15 protein-coding genes are annotated in these 18831 nt (G+C 67.1%); 5 read left to right on the top strand and 10 right to left on the bottom strand.

What is annotated here, in order from left to right; genetic code table 11:
- Window positions 1–34: 34 nt before the first annotated feature.
- Both ASE67_RS10505 and ASE67_RS10500 read right to left on the bottom strand, forming a co-directional pair.
- Entirely contained in the window at window positions 35–1207 is a 1173-nt protein-coding gene (locus tag ASE67_RS10505; protein ID WP_055760486.1) for a hypothetical protein, read from the bottom strand.
- 9 nt (window positions 1208–1216) lie between these two features.
- Window positions 1217–2338: an anhydro-N-acetylmuramic acid kinase gene (locus ASE67_RS10500; protein WP_082457058.1), complete on the bottom strand. Its 1122-nt coding sequence runs from the start codon at window positions 2336–2338 to the stop codon at window positions 1217–1219.
- A gap of 101 nt (window positions 2339–2439) precedes the next feature.
- Here ASE67_RS10500 and tyrS point away from each other — a divergent pair, with 101 nt between their 5' ends.
- Window positions 2440–3663 carry a tyrosine--tRNA ligase gene (gene tyrS, locus ASE67_RS10495; RefSeq protein WP_055760483.1) on the top strand — a complete coding sequence of 408 codons (1224 nt, stop codon included), beginning with the start codon at window positions 2440–2442 and terminating at the stop codon, window positions 3661–3663.
- Window positions 3664–3824: 161 nt separating this feature from the next.
- Here tyrS and ASE67_RS10490 read toward each other — a convergent pair whose 3' ends face one another.
- Window positions 3825–4265: a DMT family transporter gene (locus ASE67_RS10490; protein WP_055761586.1), complete on the bottom strand. Its 441-nt coding sequence runs from the start codon at window positions 4263–4265 to the stop codon at window positions 3825–3827.
- A 248-nt stretch (window positions 4266–4513) separates the two neighbouring features.
- On the bottom strand, window positions 4514–6574 hold the full coding sequence (gene recG, locus ASE67_RS10485) for an ATP-dependent DNA helicase RecG (RefSeq protein WP_055760481.1): 2061 nt from the start codon (window positions 6572–6574) through the stop codon (window positions 4514–4516).
- 69 nt (window positions 6575–6643) lie between these two features.
- Here recG and ASE67_RS10480 point away from each other — a divergent pair, with 69 nt between their 5' ends.
- A complete protein-coding gene (locus ASE67_RS10480) occupies window positions 6644–6910 on the top strand; it encodes an FAD assembly factor SdhE (protein ID WP_055760478.1) in 267 nt (88 codons plus the stop codon).
- Between the two features lie 139 nt (window positions 6911–7049).
- Entirely contained in the window at window positions 7050–10508 is a 3459-nt protein-coding gene (gene mfd / locus ASE67_RS10475; RefSeq protein WP_055760475.1) for a transcription-repair coupling factor, read from the top strand.
- A 55-nt stretch (window positions 10509–10563) separates the two neighbouring features.
- Here the strand turns inward: mfd and ASE67_RS10470 are convergent, their stop codons facing one another.
- The 6 genes from ASE67_RS10470 to ASE67_RS10445 all read right to left on the bottom strand — a co-directional run bounded on the left by ASE67_RS10470 (window position 10564) and on the right by ASE67_RS10445 (window position 16552).
- Window positions 10564–11457 carry a Gfo/Idh/MocA family protein gene (locus ASE67_RS10470; RefSeq protein ID WP_055760472.1) on the bottom strand — a complete coding sequence of 298 codons (894 nt, stop codon included), beginning with the start codon at window positions 11455–11457 and terminating at the stop codon, window positions 10564–10566.
- A 262-nt stretch (window positions 11458–11719) separates the two neighbouring features.
- Entirely contained in the window at window positions 11720–13099 is a 1380-nt protein-coding gene (locus ASE67_RS10465; RefSeq protein WP_055760469.1) for a porin, read from the bottom strand.
- A 66-nt stretch (window positions 13100–13165) separates the two neighbouring features.
- Window positions 13166–14578, bottom strand: coding sequence for a dihydrolipoyl dehydrogenase (gene lpdA, locus ASE67_RS10460; protein ID WP_055760463.1), 1413 nt, complete (start codon window positions 14576–14578; stop codon window positions 13166–13168).
- A gap of 68 nt (window positions 14579–14646) precedes the next feature.
- The gene (locus ASE67_RS10455) at window positions 14647–15039 is read right to left on the bottom strand and encodes an acyl-CoA thioesterase (protein ID WP_055760460.1); all 393 of its coding nucleotides are present in this window, start codon (window positions 15037–15039) and stop codon (window positions 14647–14649) included.
- A complete protein-coding gene (locus ASE67_RS10450; protein WP_055760458.1) occupies window positions 15029–15247 on the bottom strand; it encodes a hypothetical protein in 219 nt (72 codons plus the stop codon). The genes ASE67_RS10455 and ASE67_RS10450 overlap by 11 nt, the downstream gene beginning before the upstream one ends.
- Window positions 15248–16552, bottom strand: a complete 1305-nt coding sequence (locus ASE67_RS10445; RefSeq protein ID WP_055760455.1) for a pyruvate dehydrogenase complex dihydrolipoamide acetyltransferase — start codon at window positions 16550–16552, stop codon at window positions 15248–15250.
- 128 nt (window positions 16553–16680) lie between these two features.
- Here ASE67_RS10445 and ASE67_RS10440 point away from each other — a divergent pair, with 128 nt between their 5' ends.
- Window positions 16681–17136, top strand: coding sequence for a universal stress protein (locus ASE67_RS10440; RefSeq protein WP_055760453.1), 456 nt, complete (start codon window positions 16681–16683; stop codon window positions 17134–17136).
- A 402-nt stretch (window positions 17137–17538) separates the two neighbouring features.
- Window positions 17539–18828, top strand: a complete 1290-nt coding sequence (locus tag ASE67_RS10435; RefSeq protein ID WP_082457057.1) for a M20/M25/M40 family metallo-hydrolase — start codon at window positions 17539–17541, stop codon at window positions 18826–18828.
- Window positions 18829–18831 lie beyond the last annotated feature (3 nt).

The raw sequence follows: 18831 nt of genomic DNA, 5'->3' as shown, positions 1-18831 counted from the left end.
GTTCCGGCTTTAACCTTACCCGGTTAAGGCTAAGCTAAGCCTCGCGCCGCAAAGTTTCGATGGCGTGCGCAAGTGTGACACCCGCGTGGAGCGCGACCAACGCCAGCCCGATCGTCGATGTTCCGGCCAGCGCAAAGGGTGCGAGCAGTACCAACGCCGTCGCCGGCGTCGCGGCCCATGGCGGCCGGACGGCGGGCGATCGCCGGGCCAGGATCGTCGCGACCACCCCGACCAGCGCCAGCACCCCGGCCGTGCCCGTCTGCACGATCAGCGACTGGACCAGCCCGATGCCCAGCACGCCCGCGACGCCGAACACATCGACCCCGCGCTCCTGCATCGCGGCATGGCCATCCTCGCCGCGTAGCCAGCCGAGCAGCGACCCGGCCGACAGCACGACCATCGCCAGGAACAGCAGCACCGTCGCCGCGCCTGCGCTCCAGAACGGAATCGCGGCCAGCCCGGCAACGCCCAGCACGCCACCGGCGGCACCGATCGCGACATCGGGCACCTTGCGCCGCACCAGCAACGGCAGCAGCAGCCGCGACACCGGCGTGAAGACGTAACGGTCGATCCAGCCGGTACGCTGCTCGGCCAGCGAGGCCAGCACGTCCTTGCTGCGCACCTCCAGCGTCCCCGCATCGCGCTCCACGCCATGCCCCGACCGCACCGCCTTCGCCGGCAGCAGGACATGCGCCGCGCGCGCCTGCGTCGCGACGCGCAGCAGCGTCGACTGGAAATCATATTCACGCGGCAGGCGGGCGGCATCGTCCAGCCGGTCGATCGACAGCGTGGCGACCCCGGCCCAGCAATGCTCGGCATCGACCCGCTCGACCGACGTCGCGTCCCCCGTCGGCGTCACCAGCAGCGTATCGGTCGGCTCCAGCGCCATCCCCTCCACCACCGCATCGGTCGTGACCAGGCCGTCAGCCAGCGCGACGATGGTGGCGAGCGGATGAACCTTCGCCTTCGCTTCCTCCGCCGATCGCACGATGTCGACCGTCGCCCCGCGCCGCCCGATCCGGTTGACCGCCGCCGCCAGCGCCGGCGTCACCCGCCCGACCGCGACCAGCAATTGCCCGACACCGGCCGCGACGAGCAGCCGCGCCTGATATTCGATCAGGGTCATGCCGCCAAAGGGCAGGGTCGCCGCCAGCACGCCGGGCTGGTGCTCGGCTTCTTCGGTCGCGAAAATCAGGCCGGTCAGCATGCCCCGCCGTTAAGCGCTGACGAGCCGAAGCGCCAGCCCCGTGCGCGGCGCCGGATACAGTACACCACCGGTCAGCGGCTGCGCGACGCCGGTCGTGCCGGGAAAGGTGATCGGCAGCCCTTTCAGCGACCGCACCGCCAGATAGGCGAACCCCTCGGCCTCCAGCGCATCGCCGTCCCAGCCGATCGCGTCGCTCGGCTCGGCGGTCAGGCCGCAGCGCTCGCCGATCATCCGCAGCATCACCGGATTGCGCCGCCCGCCGCCCCCGACGAACAACCGCTTCGGCCGTGCGGGCAACCGGTCGATCGCCTCGGCGACGCACGCGGCGGTAAAGGCGGTCAGCGTCGCCGCCCCATCCGCCGCCGACAGCCCGCGCGCCGGCTGGATGGTAAAGTCGTGCCGGTCGAGCGATTTGGGATGCGGCAGTTCAAAGAACGGATGGTCGAGCATCGCGGTCAGCACCGCCGCATCCACCCGCCCGCTTGCCGCCAGCGCGCCGCCTTCGTCGTACCGCGCGCCGCTCTCCGCCTCGACCCAGCTGTCGACCAGCCCGTTGGCCGGGCCGGTATCGAACGCGATCAGCGCGCCATCCTCACCGACATAGGTGATGTTGCCGACCCCGCCGAGATTCAGCACCGCCACCGGCTTGTCCATCCCCGCGGCCCGCGCGGCGTGATAGACCGGCAGCAGCGGCGCGCCCTGCCCGCCCGCCTGCACGTCCGCCACGCGCAGCCCGGCGACGACATCGATGCCCGTCGCCGCCGCCAGCGCCGCGCCATCGCCCAGCTGCCACGTCCAGCCCTTGTCCGGGCGATGCGCCACCGTCTGCCCATGATAGCCGATGACGTCGACCGCCCGCGCCTCCACGCCCGCCTGTTCCAGCAGCGCGGCGACGGCGGCTTCATGGGTGCGGGTCAACAGTTCCTCGGCCCGCTCGATCAGCGGATGTTCGCCCGGATCTTCGAACAGCAGCGCCAGTTCGGTCGCCGACGCCAGCGTGGCGCGTTCGTCATCACTATACGGCGTGCCGACGAACGCGATCGGCCGCACCTCGCCCTCGCCATCGGTCTCGATCAAGGCCGCGTCGATCCCGTCGAGCGAGGTTCCAGACATCAGGCCGATCGCAAGCAAGGGGGCATCTCCGCACCAGTGAACGCCCTCAATATCGCCTGAACCGTGCCGAAGTCGAGATGCGTGGACTTGGGTGCGCCCGCGACGCTAAGGGAACGCGCATGGCATACACCTCCGACCTGCTCGTCACCCTGTCCGACCGGGGCTATATCCACCAGCTGACCGACGCCGCCGGCCTCGACGCGCTGGCGAACAAGCAGGTCGTGCCCGGCTATATCGGCTTCGACCCGACCGCGCCGTCGCTGCATGTCGGTAGCCTGGTGCAGATCATGCTGCTGCGGCGGATGCAGCAGACCGGGCACAAGCCGATCGTGCTGATGGGCGGCGGCACCGGCAAGATCGGCGATCCGAGCTTCAAGGACGAAGCGCGCAAGCTGCTGGCCGAGGACGGCATTTCGGCCAACGTCGCCTCGATCAAGCGCATCTTCGAACGCTTCCTGACGTTCGGCGACGGCGCGTCGGACGCGGTGATGGTCGACAATGCCGACTGGCTCGATGCCCTCGAATATATCCCGTTTCTGCGCGAGGTCGGGCAGCATTTCAGCGTCAACCGGATGCTGTCGTTCGATTCGGTGAAGCTGCGCCTCGACCGTGAACAGTCGCTGTCGTTCCTCGAATTCAACTACATGATCCTGCAGGCCTACGACTTCCGCGAACTGTCGAGCCGGCATGGCTGTCGCCTCCAGATGGGCGGCAGCGACCAGTGGGGCAATATCGTCAACGGCATCGAACTGTCGCGCCGGATGGACGGGACCGAGGTGTATGGCGTCACCACCCCGCTCATCACCACGGCGGACGGCGGCAAGATGGGCAAGACCATGTCGGGCGCGGTGTGGCTGCACGAGGACCAGCTGCCGCATTTCGATTACTGGCAATTCTGGCGCAACACCGACGACCGCGACGTCGGCCGCTTCCTCCGCCTGTTTACCGACCTGCCCCTGGACGAGATCGCCCGGCTGGAAGCGTTGCAGGGGGCCGAGATCAACGAGGCGAAGAAGATCCTCGCCAACGAAGCCACCGCCATGTGCCGCGGTGCCGACGCCGCGACACAAGCCGCCGAAACCGCGCGCCGCACGTTCGAGGAAGGTTCGGCCGGCGACACCCTCCCGACCTTTGCGGTCACCGGGGGCATCACCGTGGTCGACGCGCTGGTCGCGCTGGGCCTAGCCGCGTCGAAGGGCGAGGCGCGCCGGCTCATCAAGGGCGGCGGCGCGCGGGTCGACGGCGAGAAGGTCGTCGATGAAGCACAGCTGATCGCGGTCGACGCACCGGTGCGGGTGTCGTCGGGCAAGAAGCATCACGGTCTGCTGACCCCGGCGGAGTAGGGCTACCCTTCCCACCACCCCGTTCGGTTCGAGCAGCTTCGAGCTTGTCGAGAAGCGTCCGTCGAGAACCCGCCGTTTGTGGCACCCCCTTCTCGACTACGGTTCTCGACAGGCTCGAACCTACGCTCGAAGCAAACGGGGGGTATGGGTGGAGGGATAGATCACCCCCGCCGCACCAACACCGCCCCGACCAGCACCAGCGCCACCCCGGCCAACCGCATCCCGCTGATCGGCGCCTTCGGCAAGCCGATCAGCCCGAACCGGTCGATCACCAGCGCCGCGACCAGCTGCGTCGCGATCATGATCGTCAGCATCGACGCCAGCCCCAGCCGAGGCGCGGCAAAGGCGGCGGCCGAGACGAAGAACGCGCCATAGGCCCCGCCCAGAAACATCCACGGCCGCGCCTCACGCAAATTGGCCAGCGGCGTCCGGTCGGCGATCAGCCAGACGCCGACCAGGATCATCGTCCCCACCGCAAACGACACCAGCGCCGCCAGCAACACCGACCCGATGCTCCGCCCCAGCGCGGCATTGGTCGGCGGCTGCACGGCAAGGCCGATACCACCCAGCAGGGCGACGATGAGCGGAGCAAGGGCGTTCATGGGCAAGGCGCTATCGGTCGCGACGGTCGCAAGCAACCTTCGTCATTCCGGCGAAAGCCGGAATCCATGGATGGGGTGAGGTCACGGACGATCGAGAACACCCGACACAATGGATTCCGGCCTCCGCCGGAATGACGGATAGGGTAGGCAGAAAGCTACCGTACCCCCGCGAAGGCGGGGGTCAGGGCAACGAAGCGCGCCGCCCGTGGCTCTGGATCCCCGCCTGCGCGGGGATACGGCCAGCGAACTTACCCCGACCGCAGCCGCCCAACCCCCGCATCCCGCTCGAACAAATACAACGCCACCCGCGCCGCCTGCCCCCGCGGCCCCTCCAGCCCCCCGTCCCGATCCACCAGCAACCGCGCATCGGCATTCGCCACCGGCAGCAGCTCGCCCAGCATCTCCGGCGTTGCCAACCGAAACACCGCCTCCCCCGACTGCCGCGTGCCCAGCAACTCGCCCCCGCCACGCAGCCGCAGATCCTCCTCGGCGATCCGGAAACCGTCGTTGCTCTCGCGCATCAACGCCAGCCGCGCCCGCGACGTCTCCGACAGGCTGTTCCCGCGCAACAACAAACACACCGACTTGCCGCCCCCGCGACCGACCCGCCCGCGCAACTGGTGCAGCTGGGCCAACCCGAACCGATCCGCCGCCTCGATCACGATCAGCGTCGCATTGGGCACGTCGACCCCGACCTCGATCACCGTCGTCGCGACCAGCACGCCCGCGCGCGCCGCGGAAAACTCGGCCATCACCGCGTCCTTTTCCAGCGGCTTCATCCGCCCATGGACCAGCGCCACCTTGTCCCCGAACCGCTGCCGCAGCGCCTCGGCCCGCGCCTCGGCGGCGGCGAGGTCGGACTTCTCGCTCTCCTCGACCAGCGGGCACACCCAATAGGCCTGCTTCCCCGCCGACAGATGCCGGGCGAGGCCATCGACCACCGCGTCCAGCTTGTCCTCGGACATCACCACCGTCTCGATCGGCTCTCGACCGGGAGGCATCTCGTCCAGCCGGCTGACGTCCATCTCGCCATATTGCGCCAGCGTCAGCGTGCGCGGGATCGGCGTCGCGGTCATCACCAGCAGGTGCGGCGGGCGGACCGCCTTCGCCTGCAACATCATCCGCTGCGCCACGCCGAAGCGATGCTGTTCGTCGACCACCACCAGCCCCAGGTCGCGATAGGTCACGCCCTCCTGAAAGATCGCGTGCGTGCCGATCAATATGTCGATCGACCCGTCGGCCAATCCCATCAGCACGCTCTCGCGCACCTTCCCCTTGTCACGGCCCGTCAGCGCGGCGACGGTCACCCCGGTCCCCGCCAGCTGCCGCTGCAACGTCGCATAATGCTGCCGTGCCAGGATTTCGGTCGGGGCCAGCAGCGCCCCCTGCGCCCCGCCCTCGACCGCGATCAGCAGCGCCATCAGCGCGACCAGCGTCTTGCCCGATCCAACATCGCCCTGCAGCAGCCGCAACATCGGCTGGGTCTGCGCCATGTCGCCCTCGATCTCGCCGATCGTCCGCGACTGCGCCCCCGTTGGCGTGTACGGCAGGTCCAGTTTGCTGCGCAGCCGCCCGTCCCCGGTCAGCGCCCGCCCTTTGCGCGCCCGCGCTTCCCCCCGCACCAACAACAGCGCCAACTGGTTGGCGAACACCTCATCATACGCCAACCGCTCCCGCGCCTTGGCATCGGCCGGATCGGCATGGATACGCGCCAGCGCCGCCTTCCACGCGGGCCAGTCATGCTTGTCGAGCAGGCTCGGCTCGATCCATTCGGGCAGCTCCGGCGCACGCTCGATCGCCTGTGCGGTCAATTGCCCGACCCGGCGTGAGGTCAGTCCCTCCGACAACGGATAGATCGCCTCCCGTTCGGGCAGGCTGTCGGCCTCTTCGGGGGGCAGTACATGGTCCGGGTGGACCATCTGCAATTCCTGCCCGTACAGCTCCAGCTTGCCCGACACGATCCGCGTTTCACCGAGCGGGAACAGCTTCTTCACCCAGCCCGACGACCCGCCGAAATAGGTCAAGCTGACGATATTGCCGTGCGCATCCGCCGCCCGCACCCGCGTCGGCCCCCGCCCGGCGCTCACCCGGTAATCGGTCGCGACCAGGGGGATTGCGATCACGCGGCCCGAATCCTGCTCCATCAGCTCGGTGCGCTTCAGCCGGTCGACCCAGCCGGTCGGCAGATGGAACGCGACATCGACGACGCGCGACAGCTTCAACCGCTCCAGCGGCTTGGCAAGCGCGGGGCCGACCCCCTTCAACGAGGTGACTTCGGCAAACAGCGGGTTGAGGAGATCGGGACGCATGACTATCTCGCCCTAATCCCAACCGGCGTCCGCTTCCAGCGTCCGCCGGCCAATCGGCATTGGAACATCATGGACCGCGAAACCCGGCTGAAGCGCCTGAAATTCCGTAGCTGGCATCGCGGCACCCGCGAAGCCGACCTGATGATCGGCGGCTATTTCGACGCGCATTCGGCGACGTGGAGCGATGCCGACATGGACTGGTTCGAGGAATTTCTCGAAGAACAGGATGTCGACATCATGGCATGGGCGATGGGCGTCCAGCCACCGCCCGCACAGTTCGACCACCCGGTCCTCCACGCGATGCGCGCGATGGATTTCGTGCCGGTTTCGCGGTGAACTGAAGGGGGAAGCGGAACCCGATCTCCCTCTCCCCTTCAGGGGAGAGGGCCGGGGAGAGGGGAATGCCACAACACCCGCCCCGCACTCCCCCTCTCCCAACCCTCTCCCCTGAAGGGGAGAGGGCTTAAGGTAAAAAATGCCCGACCTTTCCAAGATCCTCTCCGCCCCCCGCTCGCTTACCCTCGCAGGGGTTCCGGCCGGCTTCCTGCCCGTGCTGCTCGCCGACCTTGCACGCGGGGCAAAGGGCGACCTGATCTACATCGCCCCCGACGAGGCAGCGATGCGCGCGATCGCGGCGACCGCGCCGTTCTTCGCGCCCGACCTGTCGGTGCTCCAGTTCCCGGCATGGGACTGCCTCCCCTACGACCGCGCCAGCCCGACGCTGCGCTCTATGGCCGAACGCCTTGCCGCGCTCCACATGCTCCAGACGGCGGCAAAAGGCCCGCGCCTGATCGTCACCACCGTCAACGCCGCGACCCAGCGCACGCTGACCCCGTTCCGCATCCGCCAGCTCGTCGCGCGCCTTGCACCGGGTGAGCGCATCTCGCTCCCCCGCCTCTCTGCGCTGTTGCAGGCCAACGGCTACAACCGGGTCGATACCGTCCACGACGCCGGCGAGTTCGCGGTGCGCGGCGGCCTGGTCGACCTGTGGCCGTCGGGCTCCGAGTCGGGCTTGCGCCTCGACTTCTTCGGCGACGAGATCGAAACCGTCCGCACCTTCAGCCCGGAGGATCAGCGCACCACCGGCCGCGTCGACGGCTTTACCCTGCTCCCCGCCTCCGAAGCGCTGCTCGACGAGGAATCGATCAAGCGCTTCCGCACCCGCTACCGCGAGAAATTCGGCGCGACCGCCACCGGCGACCCGATCTATCAGGCGATCAGCGACGGCCGCCGCCTGTCGGGCATGGAACACTGGCTACCGTTCTTCGAAGAGCGCCTCGAAACCTTCTTCGACCACCTCTCCCCCGAAGCAATCATCGTCCGCGACGCCGGCGTTCCCGCCGCTGCCGAAGCACGCTTCGAATCGATCGCCGACTATCACACCAACCGCGTCCGCGCGCAGACCAACGATCCGGGCAGCTACCGCCCGCTCCTCCCCGCCGCGCTCTATCTGTCGGCGGACGAATGGGCCGACCGCCTGTCGGACACCGCCGCGCATCAGGTCACGCCGTTCCACGCGCCCGACAGCGCGACCTCGATCGATTTCGAGGTCGACGGCCCGCGCGACTTCACCCCCGAACGCACGCAACAAGCGAACATCTACGAAGCCGTCGTCGACCACATCGCGTCGTTGCGCAAACAGGGCCGCAAACCGATCCTCGCCAGCTATTCGGAGGGTGCGCGCGAACGGCTGATGGGCCTCCTCGCCGACCACGACCTGACCGGCGTGTCGACCGTCGAGACATGGCAGCAGGCGCTGGGCGGCGCGAAGTCGACCGTCTCCTTCGTCGTCCTCCCCCTCGACCACGGCTTCACCGCCGCCGACGTCGCCGTGTTGACCGAACAGGACATGCTCGGCGACCGCCTCGTCCGCCGGGCCAAACGCCGCAAGAATACCGACGCCTTCCTGCAGGAACTCGCCACCCTCTCCCCCGGCGATCTCGTCGTCCATGCCGACCACGGCATCGGCCGCTATGTCGGGCTGACCCAGGTGCCGGTGGCCAAGGCCCCGCACGATTGCGTCCAGCTGGAATATGCCGGCGGCGACAAGCTCTACGTGCCGGTCGAAAACCTCGAAGTCCTCAGCCGCTACGGCGCGGGCGAGGAAGGTGCGACACTCGACCGCCTCGGCGGCGAGGCATGGCAGCGCCGCAAGGCGCGGATGAAGGATCGCATCCGCGAAATCGCGGGCGACCTGATCGCCACCGCCGCCAAGCGCGCGATGCGTCCCGCCGACATTGCCGAGCCCGACAGCGGCGGCTATCCCGCCTTCGTCGATCGTTTCCCGTATCAGGAAACCGACGATCAGGAACGCGCCATCGCCGACGTCCTCGACGATCTGGTCGCTGGCCGCCCCATGGACCGCCTCGTCGTCGGCGACGTGGGCTTCGGCAAGACCGAGGTGGCGCTACGCGCCGCGTTCGTCGCCGCCATGGCGGGCATGCAGGTCGCGATCGTGTGTCCCACGACCCTCCTCGCCCGCCAGCACTACAACAACTTCAAGGCCCGCTTCGAAGGCTTCCCGATCGAAATCGGCCGCCTCAGCCGCCTCGTCACCGCGACCGAGGCGAAGAAGGTCCGCGATGGCCTGACCGACGGCACGATCGACGTGGTGGTCGGCACCCATGCCGTCCTCTCCAAACAGGTCGACTTCAAGCGCTTGGGGCTGGTCATCGTCGATGAGGAACAGCGCTTCGGCGTGACGCACAAGGAGCGGCTGAAGGCGATGAAGGCCGACGTCCACGTCCTGACGCTCACTGCCACCCCGATCCCGCGCACGTTGCAGATGGCGATGTCGGGTCTGCGCGAACTGTCGGTGATCCAGACCCCGCCGGTCGATCGCCTCGCCGTGCGCACCTACATCATGCCATGGGACCCGGTGGTGTTGCGCGAGGCGCTGCTGCGCGAACATTATCGTGGCGGACAGGCCTATTTCGTCACCCCGCGCATCGCCGACCTGCCCGATATCGAAAAATTCCTGACCGAGGAAGTTCCCGAAATCCGCTACGTCGTCGCCCATGGCCAGATGGCCCCGACCGAGGTCGAGGAACGCATGTCGGCATTCTACGACAAGCGCTACGACCTGCTCGTATCGACCACCATAGTCGAATCCGGCCTCGACATTCCGTCGGCCAACACCCTCATCATCAACCGCGCCGACAAGTTCGGCCTCGCCCAGCTCTATCAGCTGCGCGGCCGCGTCGGCCGGTCGAAGACCCGCGCCTACGCGTACATGACCACGCCCCCCGAACGGCTGGTCAGCGAAGCGGCGGAAAAGCGGCTGAAGGTGCTCTCCGACCTCGAATCGCTGGGTGCTGGTTTCCAGCTCGCCAGCCACGACCTCGACCAGCGCGGCGCCGGCAACATGCTCGGCGACGAACAATCGGGCCATATCAAGGAAGTGGGCTTCGAACTCTACCAGTCGATGCTGGAGGAGGCGATCCTCGACGCCAAGGCAGGCGGCATTCGCGACGACAAGCCCAAGGACTTCTCCCCCACGATCACCGTGGACGCGCCGATCCTGATTCCGGAGGACTATGTTCCCGACCTCGACCTGCGCATGGGCCTGTACCGCCGCCTGAACGATGTCGAGGACCGCGCCGGCATCGACGCGTTCGCCACCGAACTGATCGACCGGTTCGGCAAGCTGCCGGTCGCAACCGCCAACCTGCTGCAACTGATCGAAGCCAAGTTGAACGCCAAGAAGGCGTGCATCGCCAAGATCGACGTCGGTGCGAAGGGCGCGATCGTCAGCTTCCACGAGGACAAATTCCCCAGCGTCGAAGGGCTGCTCGCCTATGTCGACAAGCTCAACGGCACCGCAAAGCTGCGCCCCGACATGCGCCTCGTCATCAGCCGCAACTTCGGCGATCCACAGGCGCGCCTGAACGCCGCACTCCAGATTTCGCGCGGGCTGGCGAAGGCGGCGGGGTAGCAGCGGCTACGGCAGCCCCGCCGGTTGCGAGGTCACCGATTGCAGCCTGCCCGCTCTACCGCTCTGCGTGGCGGACGATGGCCTCGCACACGCGATGCGTCGCCAGGATGGCGGCGGCATCGACCCTGCGCCGCTCCTGCGCCGCACGCAGGAAATCATCGCACATCGCCTCGAACCCACGTTGCCGCCCGACCGGCACCCAGTCGCCCCGACGCTGTACGATCGTGTTCCCGCACGTCTCGATCCGATCGGCGATGTTGAGCACGGCATGGCGCGCACCGCCGCCGATCACGTCCACACGTTCCTCGTCCAGCCCGCTGTTACGGTGCATCAACCCGACCGCGCTGAACCCGTCGCCAGCTATCGTCAGGGTGATGGCATGGAGCATCCCGCCCACGACGTGGGTCTCGATCGCGTGACGGCGAACCGGGGCGGGTGCAAGGAAATGCAGGCTATCGACGACGTGGATGAAATCGTCGAACACGACCCGCCGCGGCAGATCGGGTTGGGCGCTGCGATGTTTTTCCATGACGATCAGGCTGGCGTCGCTCCTGCGCAGGGTAACATAATCCGGCGCGAACCGCCGGTTGAAGCCCAGGGCCAGCGGCGTGCCACGCTCCTCCGCCAACGCGACCAGTGCCTCGACATCGCGCAGATTGTCGGCGAGCGGCTTGTCGACGAAGGTAGGAACGTCGTGCGCCAGCAGCAGCCGGACGAGGTCGGCATGGGCGGACGTCGCGGCGTGGACGAACGCCGCATCGAACGATGCGACCGACAGCGCATCGGCCGTGCTGCCATGGAGATGGGCGATGCGGAACGCACCGCCAACTTCGGCCAGAACCGACCAGTCCCGCGTCGCCAGATGGATTTCGAGATCGGGCCGCCGCGACAGCACGGGAAGATACGCCTTGCGAGCAATGTCGCCCAATCCGATCACGAGTACGCGCATTTTACTGTTCCGATCAGGCTGGCTTACCGTTGCTCAACCGGTATCCCGGCGATCGGGCCTTTCGCAACACCGTTTCAGGCCACATCTACCAGGGCATCGGCGCGACCGTGTGCTTCGGTTGCTGCTTTCCTACAACCGCCACCCCTGCCAGAGTTCGGGTCGCAGCCTGCCACCGCTCCTCGACACCGCCGCTCCCCACGTCGCGCAAATAGCGCACGAGTGTGAACTTAGTGAACTTTGACCGCCACCCGGCCAGAAAACCCTAATAATTCAACTGCAACTGGGTCCGGATCACATCGCCCTCGGCCCGCCCCAACCGCCGCTCATCCGCCTCGGCGCGCTCCATCCGGGCATAGGCGAGGGTCAGCTCCAGTGCCGGGACCGGCTGGAACTCGATGCCCAATTCGATCTCGTCGGTCTCCAGCCGGGGCGAATTGACCGCCGCCTTCCACCCGCCGCGATAGGTCTGCCACCGGGCATAAGGCATGAACGGGCCGACCGGCGACGCCTTCACCCGCGCCATCGTTTGCACATAGCCGCCATGCAGTGGCTTGGTCGTGATCGCGCGCAGCGTCCGATCATATTCCGGCCCGCGACCCCAGTTCCACTCCGCCTGGAACCCGATCGGCGCGGGATACAGGATCGCGTGCAGCCCGACCCGTTCGTCGGCAAAGGCCACGTCGCTGACCCCGCCGGTGCGCACCTCGGGCTGGACGCGGTTGGTGAAGCCACTTGCGCCGACCTCCAGCACCCGCCCGCCGCCGATTTCGAACGGCCATGTCGCCAGCGCGACCGCCATCACCGCGTCGTTCGTCTCCTCGCGGTTCACGCCCTGCCCGTTATAGATGCCGACCCCGAACGCGCCGTAATTTCCGAACAGCTTCTGGCCATCGTCGGTCAACCGCTTCCAGATCGCCTCCACCGACGCCGGGGTATAATAAGCGACGACACCGATATCGCGTTCGCTCGGCACCCCGCTGTTGATCGCATCGCTGCGGTCGAGCGTCAGCCGGTTCGACGACGACTGCATATTCTCCCACCCGAACGGCACCTTCGACTGGCCGAAGCGCAGCCGGAACCGCTTATCCGCGTCGAGAAACGCATCGAAATAGGCGTCGCGCAATTGCAGGAACCCCTCGCGCCGCTCGCCGACCGATTGGTTCGATACCGCCGTCGCGAAATCGGGCTGGAGATAGAACGACACGCGGTCGCCCAGATCGCCCTGCAGCACCAGCCGGATGCGGCGAAAGGTGAAGCCGGTATCGTCGCCGATGCCGCTGTCATGCACCGACCGCAGCCGCGCGACGCCATCGGGCGCGGTGCGATCGCCCGACACGATCTCGCTCAGCCGCAGCTGGGTATAGCCGCGCAGCCGGATGCGATCATACCATTTCTCGCGCTTGGCCGGCGGCGCGGCGGTCGCGACCTGCGTTTGAGCGGTCGCGGGCGGTGGTGTTACGGCAACCTGCGGCGGCGGCGTGGTCGGGGCGGGCGCGCGAACCGCCGCCTGCGCCGCCTTCATCTCGGCGATGACCGCCTTCAGCTCGTCGATCTGCCGCTGCAGTTCCTGCACCGTCTGCGCCGAAGCGGGCGGTGGGACCATGAAGGATGCGGCGACGGCCGCGGGCAGGAAGGGCTTCATGGACCCGCGCCATGCCGCTGCGGCACGACGCGGGTCAAGCAGTGATTATGACGCTTCGATGACGCCTTACATGTGCAGCGTGCGACCGTACGCCCCGAGCACCGATTCGTGCATCGATTCGGAGATCGTCGGGTGCGCGAACACCGTCTCGGTCAGTTCCTTCTCGGTCGTCTCGAGCTGACGGGCGATGACATAGCCCTGGATCATCTCGGTCACTTCCGCACCCACCATGTGCGCGCCCAGCAGCTCGCCGGTCTTGGCATCGAACACCGTCTTCACGAAGCCTTCGGCCTCGCCCAGCGCGATCGCCTTGCCGTTGCCGATGAACGGGAACTTGCCGACCTTGACGCTGTAGCCCGCCTCCTTGGCCTTCGCCTCGGTATAGCCGACGCTGGCGACCTGCGGCCGGGCATAGGTGCAGCCCGGAATATTGTTCTTGTCCATCGCGTGCGGATGGACGTCCTTGTTGCCCAGCGCCTTGGCAATGGCTTCGGCCGCGATCACGCCTTCATGGCTCGCCTTGTGCGCCAGCCACGGTGCGCCGGTCACGTCGCCGATCGCCCAGATGCCCTCGACATTGGTCTTGCCATAGCCATCGGTCTTGATGTGGCCGCGCTCGGCTTCGATCTTCAGCGCTTCCATGCCGATATTCTCGGTATTGGGCACGATGCCGATCGCGACGATCGCGTGGCTGAACTCGACCTGCTCGACCTTGCCGTCCGGCCCCTTGATCGCCGCCTTCACGCCGCCTGCGGTCGCTTCCAGCTTTTCCAGACCCGACTTGGTCTTGATCGTCATGCCCTGCTTGGTCAGCGCCTTGTGCATGAACTCGCTGACTTCGGCGTCCTCGACCGGCATGATCCGGTCGAGCATCTCGACGATGGTCACGTCCGCGCCCATGTCGTTGTAGAAGCTGGCGAACTCGACGCCGATCGCGCCCGATCCGATGACCAGCAGCTTCGTCGGCATTTCAGGCGGCACCATCGCGTGACGGTACGTCCAGATCTTGGCACCGTCGGCCTTGGCGAACGGCAGGTCGCGGGCGCGGGCGCCGGTCGCGATGATGATGTGCTTGGCTTCAAGCTCGGTAGTCTTGTCGCCCTGCTTGACGCTGAGCTTGCCCTTGGCCGTGATCGTGCCGACACCCTCGTGCACCGTCACCTTATTCTTCTTCATCAGGCCCTTGACGCCCGCATTCAGCTGGCCCGCGACCTTGCGGCTGCGATCGACCACCTTCGCCAGATCGAACGACGGCTTCTCATTCGACAGGCCGTATTGCGCGGCGTGCATCATATAGTGATAGATTTCGGCCGAGCGCAGCAGCGCCTTGGTCGGGATACAGCCCCAGTTGAGGCAGATGCCGCCCAGCCGCTCGCGCTCGACGATCGCGACCTTCAGGCCAAGCTGGCTCGCGCGGATCGCCGCGACATAGCCGCCGGGGCCGGAACCGAGCACGATGAGGTCGTAAGATTCAGCCATCACTTTGCCTTTTCGCTCGCTGCTGCCCGGTCGAGCAGCCGAAATAATTATCGCACGATTGCCGTGCGTTAGCCCTCGATCGCCCGCGGCTTGCGATGCTCGTCGATCGCGACGAACACGAACTGCGCCTCGGTCACCCGGCACGTCGCCTCGCCGAAGCGGTCGCGGCGCCAGGTTTCGACCTTGATCGTCATCGACGTCCGGCCGACCTTGATGAGATCGGCATAGACCGACAATTCGTCACCGACCGCGACGGGCGCGTGGAACTGCATGGCATCGACGGCGATCGTGACCGCCCGCCCCCTGGCATGGCGCGCCGCGACCAGGCCGGCGGCCATGTCCATCTGCGACATGATCCAGCCGCCGAAGATATCGCCATAGGGATTGGTGTCGGCCGGCATCGCGGTCACGCGCAGTGCAGGCTGGTCGCTCGGTGGCGTCGTGGCATTCTCAACGATCATGCGACACGCCCCTCGCGCGTTCCTCGGCCATGGCGCGCTGCACCTGCCGTATGCCCAGCACCAGCACGACGACCATCGCCGCGCCTGTCACCGTCCAGATGTCGCGCCGGCCCAGCGGATACGACCATGCCGACAGCGACCCGACCGCCCATGCCGCCGCGATCCCCGCGACGACATGCACGATCTCGGTCAGCAGCCGGGCGCGCATTTACGCGATCAGGCCGAGGGGCGACTCCACCAGCGCCTTGAACAGCTTCAGCATCTCGGCACCGTCCGCCCCGTCGATCGCGCGGTGGTCGAAGCTGCCGGTCGCCGTCATCACGGTCGCCACGCCCAGCGCGTCGTCGACGATGTACGGGCGCTTCTCACCGGCACCGACCGCCAGGATCATGCCCTGCGGCGGGTTGATGACCGCTTCGAACTGCTTGATGCCGAACATGCCCATGTTGCTGAGCGACGCCGTACCGCCCTGATATTCCTCGGGCTTCAGCTTGTTCTCCTTGGCGCGGCCGGCCAGGTCCTTCATCTCGCTGCTGATCTTCGCCACGCCCTTGTTGGCGGCGTCGCGGATGATCGGGGTGATGAGGCCGGTCGGCGTCGACACCGCCACCGACACGTCGGCGCGCGAATACTGCACCATTTCGCTGCCGAGGAAGGTGACATTGCACTTCGGGCTGTTGTCGAGGGCAACGCCCAGCGCCTTGATCAGCAGGTCGTTGACCGACAGCTTCACGCCACGCGCGTCGAGCGACTTGTTCAGGTCGCCGCGCAGCTTCAGCAACGCATCCAGACGGATATCGACCGTCAGATAGATGTGCGGCACCTGCTGCTTCGATTCGGTCAGGCGACGGGCGATCGTCTTGCGGATGTTCGACAGCTTTTCGACCGTGTGCGGGATCGAATCATCGAACCACACGGCGGCGGGCTTGGGCGCTTCGGCGGCCGGGGCCGATGCAGCGGCCTGCGGTGCAGGTGCCGCGGCTTCCGACTTCGGCGCGCTCGCCTGACCCGGCTTGGCGCTCTCGACGTCGGCCTTGACGATGCGGCCGTTCGGGCCGCTGCCGGTGACACCCGACAGGTCGAGGCCCTTGTCGGCCGCGATGCGGCGGGCCAGCGGGCTGGCCTTCACGCGGCTACCATCGCTCGACGCGGCGGGCGCGGCAGGCGCCGGCTTCGCTTCAGGGGCAGGCGCAGCGGCTTCGGCCTTCGGAGCCTCTTCCTTGGACGCATCGGCCTTGGCCGGCGCGCTGCCGATCGACGATGCGTCCTCGCCCTCTTCGAGCAGGATCGCGATGACTGCACCGACCTTCACATTGTCGGTACCCTCGGCGATCAGCACCTTGCCGATCGTGCCTTCGTCGACGGCTTCGAATTCCATCGTCGCCTTGTCGGTTTCGATTTCCGCCATGATGTCGCCGGACTTGACGGTATCACCTTCCTTCACCAGCCATTTGGCCAGCGTCCCCTCTTCCATGGTGGGGGACAGGGCGGGCATCTTGATCTCGATCGGCATGGGGCAGAGTGGTCCTCTCAGGCTCGTCGCGCCTCTTCGCTGTCGGACGGCTCCCGGTCAAGCCCCGGCACGATCTTGCGTCATCGGCATCAACCGGCGCATGAACCGTAGCGTCAGGGGAAGATGCGATGCGGACATATCTGGTGGTCGTCGACGAAAGTCCGGAAAGCGCGGTCGCGCTGCGCTTCGCTGCGCGTCGTGCGGTGAAGACCAATGGCGGCGTGGAGGTGCTGGCACTGGTCGAACCGCAGGAATTCGCGCCGTGGGGCGGCGTGCAGGCGACGATCGAGGAAGAGGCGAAGGAGCGCGCCGAGGCATTGGTACAGGCAGCGGCGGGTACCCTGATCGCCGAATCGGGGCTGCAACCGCATCTGACGGTAAAGATCGGCGAAGGCCCGCGAATCGTACGCGACATGATCGCTGCCAATCCCGAGATTGCCGCACTGGTGCTGGGCGCTGCCGCCACCGGATCGCCGGGGCCGCTGGTCACCCATTTCGCCGGGACCGATGCCGGCGCTCTGCCCGTGCCGCTGATGATCATTCCCGGCAGCCTCGACCGGGCAGGCATCGATCGCTTGAGCTAACGCGCAGTCAGCTGTCGTTCAGCAGGCGGCACATAATCGATAATTGCGGAGTACCGTGCGGGGGAGAGCAGCGATTCGCGCTCGATCCCCCGCGGGCTGCTGCTGTTCGCCGAGTATCCGGCACATCCTCTCTTATAATTCAGCGCAGCGCTGGTGGAGGTCCGTTAGCGCGAGCCGGGCACAAAAAAAAGGGCCGGCGAACCGACCCTTGAAAAGTTTTAGGAGAGGATGCCTGAAAGGCACAGTCGTTGTGCACCGCAACCGGATGGTTAGCAATTGCAAAAAACGAAACCAAACATTCAATTTATGCATCAACCCTACTCATCGGGTAGGTTTTAGGTGGCGATGGGTATCGCAGGAAACCGGTTGAGCGGACCCGCATAACGCGGCATCCTCCCGGAAATGCGCATGATTTTGCTCCTGCCCGCCCTGATCCTCGCCACCGCCGCCGGTGCGCGTGACACCCCCCGCCCCGACCGGCTGCGTGCCGATGTGGCCACGCTGGTCGGGTTCGGCACGCGCCACACCGCGTCAGATCCCGATCATCCGACCCGCGGGATCGGCGCGGCGCGGCGCTGGTTCGCGAACGAACTGACCCGAATCGGGGCGAACTGCGGCAATTGCATCACCGTGGCCAATATCGCGCGCGGCTTCACCGGCCCCCGTGCGCCGACCGGGGTCAACGTCGTCGATGTGCTCGGCTTCCAGCAGGGCCGCGATCCGAAGCGGGTCGTGATCGTGATGGGCCATATCGACAGCCGGGTCAGCGACGTGATGGACGCGAAGAGCGACGCGCCCGGCGCCAATGACGATGCGTCGGGCGTCGCGCTGGTGCTGGAAACCGCGCGGCTGTTGTTGAAGGAAAAATTCGACGCGACCATCGTCTATGCCGCGCTGTCCGGTGAGGAGCAGGGGCTGTGGGGCGCGCAATTGCTGGCCGATACCGCGAAGGAGCGGGGCTGGACCGTCACCGCCGTGCTCAACAACGATATCGTCGGCAACACCATCGGACAGGACGGGCGCAAGGTCGCCGACCGGGTTCGCGTCTTTTCCGAAGGGATTCGCGCCTCCGAATCGATCGAGCAGCATATCGCCCGCCGCGCCGCCGGGGGCGAGGATGACGGCCCGTCGCGCGCGCTGGCCAAGACGGTCGATGCCGTCGCGACCGGCCTTCCCGGCGGGCTCGACGTGTTCCTCGATCGCCGCCCCGACCGCTTCGGACGCGGCGGCGACCACGAACCATTCCTGAAGCTCGGCTATCCCGCGATCCGCTTTTCGGTCGGGGTCGAGAATTACGACGCGCAGCACCAGGACCTGCGCAGCGAGGGCAAGCGCGTCTATGGCGATACGATCGACCGGATGGACTTCGCCTATCTGGCCAGGGTGACCGCGATCAACGCGGCGACCATCGCCCGGCTGGCCGCCGCGCCCGGCGCGCCGACCAGCGCCTCGATCGAGGGGGCACTGTCGACCGACACCACCGTCCGCTGGCAACCGGTGGCGAATGCGGCGGGCTATCGCATCCGCTGGCGGCGCAACGATGCACAGGACTGGACGAACAGCCGTGATGTGACCGGCACCGAAGCGGTGCTGAAGGGCGTGATCGTCGACGACCATTTCGTCGCCGTCTCCGCCCTGTCGGCATCGGGCGCGGAGAGCGTACCGACCTTTGCCGGCCGCGCCCCGCGCTGATCG

The organism is Sphingomonas sp. Leaf23, assembly GCF_001421585.1.
Taxonomy (GTDB): Bacteria; Pseudomonadota; Alphaproteobacteria; order Sphingomonadales; family Sphingomonadaceae; genus Sphingomonas.
This window is presented reverse-complemented; position numbering and strand designations above follow the sequence as displayed.

What these genes read in the sequence shown, in the direction of transcription:
- ASE67_RS10505 (WP_055760486.1), bottom strand. Translation starts at nt 1,207, where the DNA reads ATGCTGACCGGCCTGATTTTCGCGACCGAAGAAGCCGAGCACCAGCCC.
- tyrS (WP_055760483.1), top strand. Translation starts at nt 2,440, where the DNA reads ATGGCATACACCTCCGACCTGCTCGTCACCCTGTCCGACCGGGGCTAT.
- ASE67_RS10490 (WP_055761586.1), bottom strand. Translation starts at nt 4,265, where the DNA reads ATGAACGCCCTTGCTCCGCTCATCGTCGCCCTGCTGGGTGGTATCGGC.
- recG (WP_055760481.1), bottom strand. Translation starts at nt 6,574, where the DNA reads ATGCGTCCCGATCTCCTCAACCCGCTGTTTGCCGAAGTCACCTCGTTG.
- ASE67_RS10480 (WP_055760478.1), top strand. Translation starts at nt 6,644, where the DNA reads ATGGACCGCGAAACCCGGCTGAAGCGCCTGAAATTCCGTAGCTGGCAT.
- mfd (WP_055760475.1), top strand. Translation starts at nt 7,050, where the DNA reads ATGCCCGACCTTTCCAAGATCCTCTCCGCCCCCCGCTCGCTTACCCTC.
- ASE67_RS10470 (WP_055760472.1), bottom strand. Translation starts at nt 11,457, where the DNA reads ATGCGCGTACTCGTGATCGGATTGGGCGACATTGCTCGCAAGGCGTAT.
- ASE67_RS10465 (WP_055760469.1), bottom strand. Translation starts at nt 13,099, where the DNA reads ATGAAGCCCTTCCTGCCCGCGGCCGTCGCCGCATCCTTCATGGTCCCA.
- lpdA (WP_055760463.1), bottom strand. Translation starts at nt 14,578, where the DNA reads ATGGCTGAATCTTACGACCTCATCGTGCTCGGTTCCGGCCCCGGCGGC.
- ASE67_RS10455 (WP_055760460.1), bottom strand. Translation starts at nt 15,039, where the DNA reads ATGATCGTTGAGAATGCCACGACGCCACCGAGCGACCAGCCTGCACTG.
- ASE67_RS10450 (WP_055760458.1), bottom strand. Translation starts at nt 15,247, where the DNA reads ATGCGCGCCCGGCTGCTGACCGAGATCGTGCATGTCGTCGCGGGGATC.
- ASE67_RS10445 (WP_055760455.1), bottom strand. Translation starts at nt 16,552, where the DNA reads ATGCCGATCGAGATCAAGATGCCCGCCCTGTCCCCCACCATGGAAGAG.
- ASE67_RS10440 (WP_055760453.1), top strand. Translation starts at nt 16,681, where the DNA reads ATGCGGACATATCTGGTGGTCGTCGACGAAAGTCCGGAAAGCGCGGTC.
- ASE67_RS10435 (WP_082457057.1), top strand. Translation starts at nt 17,539, where the DNA reads ATGCGCATGATTTTGCTCCTGCCCGCCCTGATCCTCGCCACCGCCGCC.